Raw genomic sequence first — 12408 nt, 5'->3', positions numbered from 1 at the left:
TCACTCCAGACAGTTACTGGCATATGCAATTTAACATTCCGACGTGTCTTACCCTGTTCCGGGTTGTACTGATTCCTTTTTTCGTGCTGGCATTTTATCTGCCTTTTCACTGGGCACCGTTCGCCACTGCACTGATCTTCGTGATTGCCGCCGTGACTGACTGGTTTGATGGCTTTCTTGCGCGACGCTGGAAGCAGACAACGCGTTTTGGCGCTTTTCTCGATCCGGTGGCGGATAAAGTGATGGTAGCCATTGCTTTGGTGCTGGTTGCTGAGTATTTCCATGCCTGGTGGATTACGCTACCTGCTGCCACCATGATTGCGCGTGAAATCATTATCTCAGCGCTGCGCGAGTGGATGGCGGAGATTGGCAAACGCAGCAGCGTCGCGGTATCGTGGATTGGCAAAGTCAAAACCACTGCGCAGATGTTCTCGCTTTTCGCATTGCTATGGCGTCCTGATGCCACGCTGGTGGGCGTGGGCGTTGTCGCGCTTTACATTGCCGCCGTGCTCACTTTCTGGTCAATGTTCCAGTATTTAAGCGCCGCGCGGGGTGATTTGCTCGATAGCTGATCGATGCGATTCAAAAAGCAGCAAACGGACGCGGTAGGTGGATAATTTTATTGACTCATTGCGTCAGATAAGTAGAATGCATCGCATCGAACGGCGCTGATTAACAAAGAAGTTTATAAAAATCAGAGAGTTCGAAAAGCTAGTGGCACTATTCAGTTTCCCTTCCAATGTGAAACTGAAAACAAAGTAATGCGGGAATAGCTCAGTTGGTAGAGCACGACCTTGCCAAGGTCGGGGTCGCGAGTTCGAGTCTCGTTTCCCGCTCCAAATTAAGTAATGCGTTTCAAACGGATTACGGCTCAGAATAAAGGCGCGTTGGCAGAGTGGCCATGCAACGGATTGCAAATCCGTCTACCTCGGTTCGACTCCGGGACGCGCCTCCAATTTACACCCTGCCCGGGTGGTGAAATCGGTAGACACAAGGGATTTAAAATCCCTCGGCTTATGGCTGTGCGGGTTCAAGTCCCGCCCCGGGCACCATATTTAAGACCGAATAAAATCAAAGCACTATAAGCAATGTCGTAACCGCCCATGGGCGGTTTTTTTGTGTCTTTAGTTATCTTCATAATATGACTTCATAATATCAGCAGTTTTTGCCCACTCTCTATCGCTCCCCTTTATGCGCAGTATCACCGCCTTACAGCAGGTATAAGAACTGGAAAAGTATCGCGCTTGAATGAAAAGCCCGGCGAGAAATTCAAACCTTGGCGCGGCGGCTTTCAACAAAGGGAAATCAACAGAGGAGGGGGCAAGTTAACGTTTTCCCGGAAAGTGTCTGGCACCGGCTCGTTGTTGGGACTGCGCTCGGCAACGATAATACGCAGCGGGTATAAGGCGCTGAACGCCAGACTCCGCTGCGCGGGTAGCGCGATTACAGAATCGCTGTGATTGATTTCGCCAGCTGGGCTTCAAGCACCGGTTTGGCCTCTTCAAATTTGAGGTTGACCTTGTTGGCGTTTGACACGACACGGGTCTGGTACTTCATGCGATTGCCTTCTTCACTGCTGGTCTGCAGTTTGATACCGGAAGTACCCTGGCGAAGTGCCGCGATGTTATCCGTTGTCACCGCGGTTTTACTGCGTTCTGAAATTTGCAGGTCCGTGACCATGGTGAAATTAACATCCTCAACCATCGCGTCTGCCGCCAGACCTGCAAGGCCTGCAGCAAGTCCAACGCCTAACATCGTTCCGCCAGATGCGTTGTTGTAAGCAGTGATACCGGCACCCAGTGCCGCGCCAGTTGCGGCACCTTCATAGCCCGTACTCAGGAAACCTTGCGACTGACGCAGGTCCATTTTTTCCGCCTTAAGTACGTTTGCCTGAATCCAATAGTATGCCGTATCCGGGCTGGAAGTAACGGTATAGCCTTTCGCGCGGAGATCCTGCGCCAGCAGGGATTCCAGATCGCTCATATCTTTATCGGAGGTATTGCGAACTTGCAGGAAAACGGTTTTTTGATTGGAAGGTTCGAGCCACACTGTTTGGCTCATTTGCGTTTTAACGTCGAGGTTGCGTTTCTTGATGGCAGTGCTCATAGCACCACAGCCGGAGAGCATAAGACTGGCAGCAGCAATAGCTGCAATTAAAGCAGAGCGGTTAAACATTGACATATCCTTGTTAAAAAATAAAACGAGACAATCGCGCCTGGGCACGCTGATATTATGGGTTTTTTTGAATAGACCCTTCATCAGAATGTCAGGAGGGTTATCGGCAGAAGGATGAAAAAATTAAATTTTTTTAATAAGTATGCCGGTTTTTTTTGAAACCCGATCGGTTTCGAGATGAGAGCGTTCAACGGATACTGAACAGTATGCGAGCGTGAACAGTGCCAACAAAAAGGTTGGCACTGGAGGAGAGAACGCAGGAGGGCGTGATTAATCTCCCTGCGGTTGGCCTACCGGGCCTTCACCCTCGCTGGCACCTACCACCGGCTGATTACTCGGGGCGTGCGGACGACCGTCGCCGCCCACGGCATTGCTGCGGTGCATACAGCCCGTCAGCGCCATCAATGTCACAGCCATAACGCCTGCTTTTTGCCAAAAATGCATGGTTTCTCCTTTTATGCGCCAGAAATGTGGCCGCTCATGATGTCAGTGGGTTAAGTGCCCATTAAGCAAAGACAAAAAAGCGTAATGAGACAAGCGAAGCGGGAGAGGGGACGCCGGATGGCCTCCGGCGTCAGAATACGAGGCGTTAACCTAATGTGCCGCTCAGGCGGTCACGAAAATCGCTGCTGCGATTGTCGAGGCCGATAAAAGTGACGGCGGCGCCATGGCGATGATAGCGGTGCTCGATCGCGTCCAGTGCGGCAACGCTGGACGCATCCCAAATTTGCGCATGGGTGAGGTCGATGGTCACGTGATGAGGATCGTGTGCGTAATCGAAGTGTTCAAACAGATCGTTACTGCTGCCAAAGAACAGCGGGCCGCGCACGCGATAGGTGACCTGCTCACCGTCTTCGCTGAGCTGCCGTTCAGCGTGAATCACGTGCGCAATACGGCGCGCAAACAGCATCATGGCGAGAACGACACCCACCAGCACGCCCAGCGCGAGGTTGCCGGTCCATACGGTCACGACCACAGTCAGCACCATGACGCTGGTTTCGGACCACGGCATGCGCTTCAGCGTGGCGGGATGCAGGCTGTGCCAGTTGAGCGTTTTCACCGCCACCACCATCATGATCGCGGCCAGCACCACCATGGGAATTTGCGCCATGATGTGGCTCAAACCCGTCACGAGCAGCAGCAGAACCAGGCCGGCGGCCACGGTAGAGACGCGGGTGCGCGCCTTCCCCAACTCAACGTTGACAATGGTTTGGCCAATCATGGCACAGCCAGCAATACCGCCATAAAAGCCAGCAAGAATGTTACCCACGCCCAGCGCCCAGGATTCGCGACGCTTGCCGGAGGGCGTATCGGTAATATCATCGACCAACTTCGCGGTCAATAACGACTCCATCAGGCCCACAAACGCCACGCTCAGTGCTGTTGGCCAGATGATTTGGAGCGTCGTGAGGTTCAACGGCACCTGCAACGCATTCAGGCCGGGCAGCCCGGCGCTCATGGGGCCTTCATCACCCACATTCGGCACGCGATAGCCCATCAGCAGCGCCACGGCGGTGACGACCACAATGGCAATCAGCGGCGCAGGCACGCTCTTTAATACGTAGGGCAGCAGCAGTACGATGGCTAAGGTCAGCGCAAAGAGTGCCCAGACCAGCGCGGATTGCCCCCACACGTGCGGCACCTGCGCAAAAAAGATGAGGATGCCCAGCGCGTTAACAAAACCCAGCATGACCGATCGCGGAATGTAGCGCATCATGCGCGACAGTCCGGCAACGCCAAAGATAATTTGAATCATGCCGCCTAAAATCACCGCCGGCAGAATGTAAGCCACGCCGTGCGCGTGCACCATTGGACCGATCACCAGCGCCACTGATCCTGCGGCGGCTGTGACCATGGCGGGGCGCCCACCGAGCAGCGACAGCGTCAGGCAAAGCACCACCGACGCAATCAAACTGACTTTGGGATCAACACCCGCAATCACTGAAAAGGAGATCACTTCCGGGATGAGCGCCAGCGCGGTGATGACGCCAGCAAGGCACTCACGGGTCAAGAGCGCGGGCGATCGCAGCACGCGGGCCACGGTAATATCGGCCACTACAGGGGCCTGAGGAGCAGGTTGGGACATAAGCTTTTGAACTCTCAAACAGTGATGCGCAAGCCGTCGCGGCAAGGCGGTGAACAGTGACATTTTTTACCGCAGCGATATTACCGGGCAATGGCGTGTGAAGCCAGCGTTGTGCGTTCAGTGGCGCGGGGCTGACAAGGGCAAAAAGGCACTTACAATGAAAAATCGTCCGGCGTTTTATTCACGACCATCTCTAAAAGATAACGGTAGGTGTCGCGCTGTATCGGGTCAGAGTGCTGATCGAGACGGGCAATCAAGGCGCTGATAATGCCTTTGTTCGTAACAGGAAGGTTGTTGTGCAGGATCTCGGCGATGATATGCCCGAGCAAGGTCATGGCATTGGCGTCGAGCTGACGCACCTGTGTAACACGATCGGCGAAAGGTTCATGACTATTGGCGATATTAGGCATGACGGAGACCTTATAATCGGCCTGATGGCAACGGCCTTCAGCGCCTTGATGAACCCCACGCGCGGACAGACGCGTAACACATAACTCATCAGGTAACGCAAAAAGTGACCTCTGAAGGTGGAAATCCACTACACCTTCAGAGGCGACGCAAAGTGCATCATTCGTTACGAAGCCCTAACGGGCTCATGGCGCAAGAAGTTATACAATTAACGCTTATTTGTACAACTAAATTTTACTCCCAGCCCATATATTTACGTTTTATAGGGCCTTGCACGTCGCAGGGTGCAGTAAAACCAGAGGCTTATGTTGTCCAGAATAAGATTTTTAAGATTGCTGCCCCCAACGTGCGCGTGCCGTACTAAGGTTAATTCAGTCTCAGCTGTGCGCTATGCGCCGCCCTTTAAAAGACGAAAGATTTTATCTTATAATCATCATCCTGTTTAGTTAGATATCTAACCATTAGGTCGCTACGATTTGAGCCACTCACCGCACTCTTTCTCTCGTTTACTGCACCAAACTGCGCATGCCTGGCGGTTAGCGGTCGATCGTCGCCTGAAAGACAGCGGGCTCAGTATGAGCAGCTGGCTGGCCATTGCCACGGTGGCCACCGCGCCTGAACCGCCTACGCAAAAAGCGCTGGCGCAGCTGCTGGGATTGGAAGATGCCAGCGTGGTGCCGCTGGTGGATAGGCTGGTGAATCAACAGCTGCTGGCGCGCGTGCAGCCCAAAGAAGATCGCCGCAAGCGGCTGCTGGTGCTGACCGATCTTGGCAATGAGGCGTTTATCGAAGTAAAGAGCCAAGCCGATGCGCTGCGCACAGAGCTGCTGGCCGACGTCGATCCCGCAGAGTTGGCGATCACTGAAAAAGTGCTGAAGCAGCTGCTTGTGCGTCTCGGAAACCCGTAACCGTGGCAAAGCGCAATCCTTATGCCCCGCGTGAGTGGCTGCCGCATGAAAAGCCGATGCTGCCCGGTTCGCCCTCAACGCCTCTGCATTCGCCCGGTAAACGGTTGGCTTTTGGCCTGGTCGGGCTGCTCATTTCTATCACCGGCGCGCTGAGCAATGCGCTGGTCACGGCCAACCTGACTAACCTGCAAGGTACGTTCGGGGCCTACAGCAATGAAATCGCCTGGCTGCCCGCCGTTTACGTGATGGGCAATATTTCTATCAACCTGCTGCTGGTGAAATTTCGTCAACAATTTGGCTTGCGCCTGTTTACCGAGGCGTTTTTGCTGCTCTACGTCATCGTCGCCTTTTTCCATCTCCTCGCGAACGATCTTAGTTCCGCCATCATTGTGCGCACCGCGCATGGCATGGTCGGTGCCGCCCTCAGCTCGCTCGGTATCTATTATCAGATTCAAGCCTGGCCAGCGAAGCACCGACTGAAAGCGCTGGTGATTGGCATTACCGCTTCACAGCTGGCGATTCCGTTGGCGCGGCTTTTTTCCACCGAACTGCTGCAGTTAGAAGAGTGGCGCGGCCTCTATTTACTTGAGCTTGGACTGGCAATGATTTCGCTTGGCTGCGTGCTGATGCTGAAGTTACCGCCAGGGGATCGTTTCAAAGCGTTTGAAAAAATGGACTTCGTGACCTTTATGCTGCTGGCACCCGGTATGGCGCTGCTGTGCGGTGTACTGTCGCTGGGGCGCATTGAATGGTGGTTCTCCACGCCGTGGCTGGGTGTTTCACTGGCGTTGTCGCTGGTACTGATCGTGGCTGCACTGGTCGTGGAGCACAACCGCGTGAATCCGCTGATCAATACGCGCTGGCTCAGCAACGGGGCTATGGTGCGCTTGGGTATCGTGATGATTATGATGCGCGTGGTGCTTGCGGAGCAAAACACGGGCGCGATCGGTTTTCTTCAGCAGGTTGGCCTGCAGAATGATCAAATGCGCGGACTGGCGCTGGCGATCATCGCCGGGGTGCTGTGCGGCATGGTGGCCAGCGCGTTAACGATCAAGCCTGCGCACCTCAGCTGGCCAATTGTCACCTCGCTGGTGGTGATGATCGTGGCGTCGCTGATGGACGCGCAGTCCAGCCCGATAACGCGCGCAAATAATTTGTATATCAGTCAATTTTTACTGGGATTCAGCAGCGCGTTCTTTCTTGCGCCTGCCATGCTGCTCGGTATTGGTGGCGTTGTGACGCAGCCTAAAAATCTGGTGAGTTTTGTGGTGCTGTTTGGCATGAGTCAGAACCTTGGCGGACTGATTGGCTCGGCCATGCTGGGTACGTTTCAAACGTGGCGTGAAAAATATCACTCCAGCATGTTGGGCGATCAACTCTCACAGTTGGATCCCAACGTCGCGGAAAGGCTTGATCAATACCGCGCGCTGTTTGGCACCCAGCTTACCGACCCCGTGCTGCTCAGCGCGCAGAGCACCAGCCAGTTGCAAACGGTCGCCACGCTGCAGGCGAACGTGCTGGCGTATAACGACACCTATCTTTTGACGGCCGGCATGGCAATGATCACGTTGCTTTGGGTGCTATGGCGTTTAGCGCGTCAGCGCTATTTGCAGCGACGTGAGATGCCAACCGCCCCGAGCGGGCAGGGACCCGCCGCCTCTTCAGCAACACAAACGGAGCAATCATGAGCCAACAGGACGACATGCAGGCCGCGGAGCGCGAGCGCATCCAGCGTCGGCGTATTCTTTCCATCGCCGTGGGAAGCGGCATCGCGATTGTCGGCGTGCTGGTGATTTTATATGCCTGGCAACTGTGGCCGTTTACCAGCGCCGTGCAAACCACAGAAAACGCTTACGTGCGCGGCCAGGTGACGTTTATCAGCCCGCAGGTTAACGGTTATCTCACTGAGGTGAGCGTGGTGGACTTGCAGCCGGTTAAAAAAGGTCAGCCACTGATGGTGATTGATGACCGTATTTACCGCCAGCGCGTACATCAGGCTGAGGCGCAGCTGGCGATGAAAATCGCCGCGCAAAACAACAACCAGCAGCAGCGCCGCAGCGCCGAGGCGACCATTCTCAGCAATAAAGCAGCGGTGGAAAATGCCAAAGCGCAAGCGCTGAAAAGCCGTCTTGATTTGCAGCGCGTAGAAAACCTGGCGGCCGATGGTTCGCTGTCGGTGCGCGAACGTGATGCCGCCCGCGCCACCCATGCCCAAGCGCAGGCGCAGCTGCGACAGGCAGAAGCGCAGGTGGCGGTGGCACAGCAGAACCTGCAAACGGTCACGGTGAATCGCGCCTCGCTGGAGGGTGATGTGGCCAGCGCGCGGGCAGCGCTGGAGTTGGCCAATATCGATCTCGCCAACACGCGCATTGTCTCGCCGGATAGCGGCCAACTTGGGCAATTATCAGTGCGTAAAGGAAGCTATGTGACCGCCGGGACGCGCCTGACGTCGGTGGTACCGGACAACAAGTGGGTGATTGCCAATTTTAAAGAGACGCAGTTAGCACACGTGCGCCCCGGCCTGCCGGTGACCATACGGGTGGACGCCCTGGACGGCAGACAGGTTAACGGGCGCGTGGAGTTTATCTCGCCAGCGGCAGGCTCTGAATTCAGCGCCATCTCACCCGACAACGCCACGGGCAACTTCGTGAAAATTGCCCAGCGTATTCCGGTGCGCATTCAGCTGTTGGGCGATACCCAGGCGCTGCGTCCCGGCATGTCGGTGGAAGTCAGTGTTGACACTGCTGCTGAGCCTGATGGGGCCAGTAAGGACACACCATGAAGCGGTTGCTACGTTTTTGTGGGCTCGCGATAGCGCTGACGGGATGCGCCCAGCAGGTAGAAAAAGCGCCGGCGTCGCTGCCCATTCCCCCGGCGTGGCGGCAACAGGTAGGGCCGTCTGCGCCGCCTGAAGCGGACTGGTGGCGTCGCTTTGGTGACAGCGATCTGAATCGGCTGGTGGAACAGGCTTTGCAGCATAACAGCGATATCTTGATTGCCCGCGCCCGGGTAGATCAGTACCGTGCGCAGCTCCGCGCGGCGCAGGGCGACGATCTGCCTACGCTGTCGGCTGGGGTGGCCGGCACGCGCCAGCGCGCGCTGTCAGCGGCTACCGGCTTACCGCGTGAAAGCACGGTGTATCAAGGCCTGTTGCAAGCTAACTATGATGTGGATTTATGGGGCAGTCGCCGTAATACGCTGCGCGCCGCCGAAGCCTCGCTGGAGGCGCAGCGGGCCGCCGCGTCGGCCGCCGAGCTCACTGTGGCCAGTTCAGTGGCGTCGGGCTATCTCAGCCTCTGCGCGCTGGATGAACAGCTACGCGTCACCGAAGCCACGCTGAAAACACGTGAAAACTCGCTCAATCTGGCGCAGCGTCAGTTTGAAACCGGCTACACCTCCCGGCTGGAGTGGATGCAGGCGGCGTCGGAATATCAAACCGCGCGCGCGCAGATCCCGCAGCTGCAGCACCAGATTGCCGAACAGGAGAATGCGCTGAGCGTGCTGGTGGGCATGAACCCGCGCGCCATCGCCCGCAGCCGTGGGTTTGATCACCTGCGGCCGCAAGCGTTGCCTAACGTACTGCCTTCGCAGCTGCTCAACCGCCGACCCGACATTGTTCAGGCGCAGCGTCAGCTGCTGGCGGCGGACGCCTCGCTGACCTCTGCGCAGGCCAGCCTGCTGCCGTCGCTCAATCTCACCGCCAGCGGAACGCTACAAAGCGGCGCGCTGCACCAGCTTTTGGACAATCCTTTCCGCCTGTGGAGCGTGGGTGGCAGCATATTGGCCCCGATATTCAATCGCGAAGCATTGACGGCGCAGGTGGATGTGGCTACCGCCTCGCGCAATCAAGCGCTCTATGGCTATGAGAAAACCGTTCGTAACGCCTTCTCGGAAGTGGATGATGCCCTGGACGCGATTCAGCGTAACCAACAGCAGCTGGAAGCCTTGCAGCAACAGGCGCGCTACGTGGCGGAAGCCTACCGTATCGCACACAACCGTTATCAAAACGGCTATGCCTCTTATCTGGATGAGCTGGATGCGCAGCGTACGCTGTTCAGTACGCAGCTGAATATTGTCTCGGTGAAAAACGCGCTCCTGCTGGCCCAGATCGATCTCTATCGCGCACTTGGCGGCGGTTGGCAAGCGTAACGCCGCTAAACCCAGTCTCCGATTCGCGTAGCTTCGTCAGACGAGGCTACGCGTTCTCTCTCAGCCTGAACGACGGTATCTTCACGCTGGTCGGTGGGGTTATCTCAACCTTCCGCCCGGCTGTTTTTTACCCCGCTGCTAAATCTGCTTGATTTCGCTGCCGGCCTGCGCATAATCGCAAACCGTAATAATAATGATTATCAATTTCGTGTTAGGGGGCTTTTATGCGCACGACGCCTTTCAACCCCGGTCGGAAACCGACGCTGCTTGCTCTGATGGTGAGCGCAGCGTGTTGGCCAGTGATGGCTGCCACCAGCAATTCAACGCACACCGAACAGCCTACGCTGACGGTGACGGCCGCACCGCAAGCAGATTTCACCGCAGGCGGTAACGATCCGGTTCCTGCCTTTCTCGATGGTCAGGTCGCGCACGGCGGCCGCTTGGGCATGCTTGGCGAGCAAAAAGCCATGGACGTGCCGTTTAACGTGATTGGCTTCACCGCGAAGATGATCCAGGACCAGCAGGCCCAGACCATTGCGGATGTGGTGCGCAATGACGCGGGCGTGCAAAACGTGAAGGGGTACGGCAACTTTGCTGAAAGTTACCGCATTCGCGGCTTCAAACTTGACGGCGATGCCATGACCTATGGGGGCCTGGCGGGCATTGTGCCGCGTCAGGTCATGGATGCATCGATGATCGATCGGGTAGAGATTTTCAAAGGTGCCAATGCGCTGCTGAACGGCTCGGCGGAAAGCGGCGTGGGCGGCATGATTAACCTTGAACCCAAACACGCCGACGATCTGCCTTTAACCCGCGTGGGCGTGGATTACACCTCCGGTTCCCAAGTCGGCGCCAGCACCGATATCGGTCGCCGCTTTGGCGATAACGATCAGTTTGGCGTGCGGTTCAACGCGGTGAACCGCGAAGGGGGCACGGAAATCGACGGCGAGAAAAAACGCACCACGGCGGCCTCGCTGGGTCTGGATTACCGTGGCGATCGCCTGCGCACGTCGCTGGATATGGGCTACCAGAAAAAGACGTTCCACCACGCGGTCAACGGCATCAATATCAGCGACATCGATTTTATTCCCGCCGTGCCGAAAAATGGACGCAATTACAGTCAGCCATGGATTTTCAGCGACATTGCGTCGGAATTTGGTCTGGCCAAAGCGGAGTACGATCTTACCGACAGTTGGACAGCCTATGCGGCGCTGGGCGCCCAGCACACGCATGAAGTGGGCAACTACGGGACGCCTAAGATTGAGGATGCAGCAGGGAACGCCACCATTGGTCGGTTCCAGACCAACCGTATTCAGGACAACATGAGCGGCATGGCAGGGCTTCGCGGCACCTTTGCCACCGGCCCGGTGACACACAAGGTGAATTTCGGCTACGCCGCCATGACCGCCAACGCGAAAAACAGCTATCGCATGTCGTCCGGAAACGATGCTGCCACCAACATCTACGACACTGACGACGTATTGCAGCCTGCCACCGTGTTCGCCGGCGGCGACAAGTTTGGCGATCCGCTGACCACCTATCGCTCACGCTCGCAGGGCTATCTGCTCAGCGATACCTTGGGCTTCTTTGACGACCGCCTGCTAGCAACGCTGGGGGCGCGCCATCAAAAGGTCGTGGTGCGCAACTACGGCTATGACGGCAAAGAGGATGTGGGAACGCGCTTTGACAGCGCGCGCTGGCTGCCAGCCTATGGCCTGCTGTACAAGGCGACCAATAACCTGTCGCTGTATGCGAATCACACCGAGTCGTTGACGCCGGGTACGGCTGCGCCATTTGGCACCGATAACTACGGCAGCGTGACCGGTATTGTGCATGCTAAACAGAACGAAGTCGGGGTCAAAGCGGACTTTGGTCGCGTCGGCGGATCGCTGGCGCTGTTTGAGATCAAGCAGCCGGTGGGCATCAAGAACAATAACGTCTACCAGTTGAACGGGGAGCAGCGTAACCGCGGCGTCGAGCTCAATGTGTTTGGCGAGCCGCTGCTGGGACTGCGTCTTAACGGCAGCACCACGTGGATCGACCCGAGTATGACCAAAACGGGCGACAGCAACGAAGACGGCAAAAACGCGATTGGCGTGCCGCGGTTTACTGCGGCGCTGGGTGCCGAGTATGACATTAAGCCCGTGGATGGACTGACGGCAACTGCGCTGCTGAACTATACCGGTTCGCAGTATGCAAACCTGGCGAATACCATGAAGCTGGACGCCTACACCACGCTGGATCTGGGACTGCGCTACCGCATGAAGCTTAAGCAGAACGAGGTTGTCTGGCGCGTAGGCGTGGATAACGTCACCAACGAGAAGTACTGGGCCAACGTGGATGACAGCGGCACCTATCTCACGCAGGGTGAACCGCGCACGGTAAAAGTGTCGATGAGTTACGATTTCTGATCGGTAAGCGGGGCGGTGACGCCCCGTTTTTTCAACGGCTGCAAAAAATCCTGCTTCTGTCTGCGCTTTCTATTACACTCGTCAAGGCAATCCTGCGCGAAACTTCACCCTGTGTTATTGAGTCAACATGCGTTCACCTGCGCCACCCGACGATCACGACGAGCCTTTACGGCAGCAGCTGGACGACGCGCACTTTGCTATCGTGGTGCTCACTGTCACCTCCGTCATGCTGATTGCGGCGGTGCTGATAGTCACGCTCTGGATGGGGTAA

General features: G+C 56.6%; 11 protein-coding genes and 3 tRNA genes. 10 read left to right on the top strand and 4 right to left on the bottom strand.

Going from position 1 to position 12408, the window contains the following annotated elements; genetic code table 11:
- Positions 1-23 precede the first annotated feature (23 nt).
- The 4 genes from pgsA to LU196_RS00465 all read left to right on the top strand — a co-directional run bounded on the left by pgsA (position 24) and on the right by LU196_RS00465 (position 1052).
- The gene (gene pgsA, locus LU196_RS00480) at positions 24-572 is read left to right on the top strand and encodes a CDP-diacylglycerol--glycerol-3-phosphate 3-phosphatidyltransferase (protein ID WP_232757781.1); all 549 of its coding nucleotides are present in this window, start codon (positions 24-26) and stop codon (positions 570-572) included.
- A gap of 191 nt (positions 573-763) precedes the next feature.
- A tRNA-Gly gene (locus LU196_RS00475) sits at positions 764-839 on the top strand.
- 42 nt (positions 840-881) lie between these two features.
- Positions 882-955: transfer RNA gene (locus LU196_RS00470), tRNA-Cys, on the top strand.
- Positions 956-966: 11 nt separating this feature from the next.
- Positions 967-1052 (top strand) — tRNA-Leu (locus tag LU196_RS00465).
- 391 nt (positions 1053-1443) lie between these two features.
- Here the strand turns inward: LU196_RS00465 and traT are convergent.
- The 4 genes from traT to LU196_RS00445 all read right to left on the bottom strand — a co-directional run bounded on the left by traT (position 1444) and on the right by LU196_RS00445 (position 4671).
- Entirely contained in the window at positions 1444-2175 is a 732-nt protein-coding gene (gene traT, locus LU196_RS00460; protein ID WP_232757780.1) for a complement resistance protein TraT, read from the bottom strand.
- 270 nt (positions 2176-2445) lie between these two features.
- Positions 2446-2619, bottom strand: a complete 174-nt coding sequence (locus LU196_RS00455) for a hypothetical protein (RefSeq protein ID WP_232757779.1) — start codon at positions 2617-2619, stop codon at positions 2446-2448.
- A 145-nt stretch (positions 2620-2764) separates the two neighbouring features.
- The gene (locus LU196_RS00450) at positions 2765-4261 is read right to left on the bottom strand and encodes a SulP family inorganic anion transporter (protein ID WP_232757778.1); all 1497 of its coding nucleotides are present in this window, start codon (positions 4259-4261) and stop codon (positions 2765-2767) included.
- Between the two features lie 152 nt (positions 4262-4413).
- Positions 4414-4671: a biofilm development regulator YmgB/AriR family protein gene (locus LU196_RS00445; protein WP_232757777.1), complete on the bottom strand. Its 258-nt coding sequence runs from the start codon at positions 4669-4671 to the stop codon at positions 4414-4416.
- A gap of 474 nt (positions 4672-5145) precedes the next feature.
- On the opposite strand from LU196_RS00445, the gene LU196_RS00440 reads away from it, so the two are divergent.
- The 6 genes from LU196_RS00440 (at position 5146) to LU196_RS00415 (ending at position 12408) form a co-directional block, all read left to right on the top strand.
- Complete coding sequence (locus tag LU196_RS00440) at positions 5146-5577, top strand: MarR family winged helix-turn-helix transcriptional regulator (RefSeq protein WP_232757776.1); 432 nt, start codon at positions 5146-5148, stop codon at positions 5575-5577.
- A gap of 2 nt (positions 5578-5579) precedes the next feature.
- A complete protein-coding gene (locus LU196_RS00435) occupies positions 5580-7265 on the top strand; it encodes an MFS transporter (protein ID WP_232757775.1) in 1686 nt (561 codons plus the stop codon).
- The gene (locus LU196_RS00430) at positions 7262-8359 is read left to right on the top strand and encodes an HlyD family secretion protein (RefSeq protein WP_232757774.1); all 1098 of its coding nucleotides are present in this window, start codon (positions 7262-7264) and stop codon (positions 8357-8359) included. Before LU196_RS00435 ends, LU196_RS00430 begins: the two co-directional genes overlap by 4 nt.
- Positions 8356-9726 (top strand): efflux transporter outer membrane subunit, encoded by a 1371-nt coding sequence (locus tag LU196_RS00425; RefSeq protein WP_232757773.1) that lies wholly within the window; start codon positions 8356-8358, stop codon positions 9724-9726. Before LU196_RS00430 ends, LU196_RS00425 begins: the two co-directional genes overlap by 4 nt.
- A 224-nt stretch (positions 9727-9950) precedes the next feature.
- Positions 9951-12137: a TonB-dependent siderophore receptor gene (locus LU196_RS00420; RefSeq protein ID WP_232757772.1), complete on the top strand. Its 2187-nt coding sequence runs from the start codon at positions 9951-9953 to the stop codon at positions 12135-12137.
- Between the two features lie 127 nt (positions 12138-12264).
- Positions 12265-12408: a hypothetical protein gene (locus LU196_RS00415; protein ID WP_232757771.1), complete on the top strand. Its 144-nt coding sequence runs from the start codon at positions 12265-12267 to the stop codon at positions 12406-12408.

The sequence above is a fragment of the Pantoea sp. Mb-10 genome, from assembly GCF_021272205.1.
Lineage (GTDB): Bacteria > Pseudomonadota > Gammaproteobacteria > Enterobacterales > Enterobacteriaceae > Pantoea.
The sequence above is the reverse complement of the archived record's forward strand: the minus strand, read 5'-3'. Positions and strand labels throughout refer to the sequence as shown.

Bases quoted from the DNA above. Each gene is read 5' to 3' on its own strand.
- LU196_RS00425 (WP_232757773.1), top strand. From the start codon at position 8,356: ATGAAGCGGTTGCTACGTTTTTGTGGGCTCGCGATAGCGCTGACGGGA.
- LU196_RS00415 (WP_232757771.1), top strand. From the start codon at position 12,265: ATGCGTTCACCTGCGCCACCCGACGATCACGACGAGCCTTTACGGCAG.
- LU196_RS00450 (WP_232757778.1), bottom strand. From the start codon at position 4,261: ATGTCCCAACCTGCTCCTCAGGCCCCTGTAGTGGCCGATATTACCGTG.
- LU196_RS00455 (WP_232757779.1), bottom strand. From the start codon at position 2,619: ATGCATTTTTGGCAAAAAGCAGGCGTTATGGCTGTGACATTGATGGCG.
- pgsA (WP_232757781.1), top strand. From the start codon at position 24: ATGCAATTTAACATTCCGACGTGTCTTACCCTGTTCCGGGTTGTACTG.
- traT (WP_232757780.1), bottom strand. From the start codon at position 2,175: ATGTTTAACCGCTCTGCTTTAATTGCAGCTATTGCTGCTGCCAGTCTT.
- LU196_RS00430 (WP_232757774.1), top strand. From the start codon at position 7,262: ATGAGCCAACAGGACGACATGCAGGCCGCGGAGCGCGAGCGCATCCAG.
- LU196_RS00445 (WP_232757777.1), bottom strand. From the start codon at position 4,671: ATGCCTAATATCGCCAATAGTCATGAACCTTTCGCCGATCGTGTTACA.
- LU196_RS00420 (WP_232757772.1), top strand. From the start codon at position 9,951: ATGCGCACGACGCCTTTCAACCCCGGTCGGAAACCGACGCTGCTTGCT.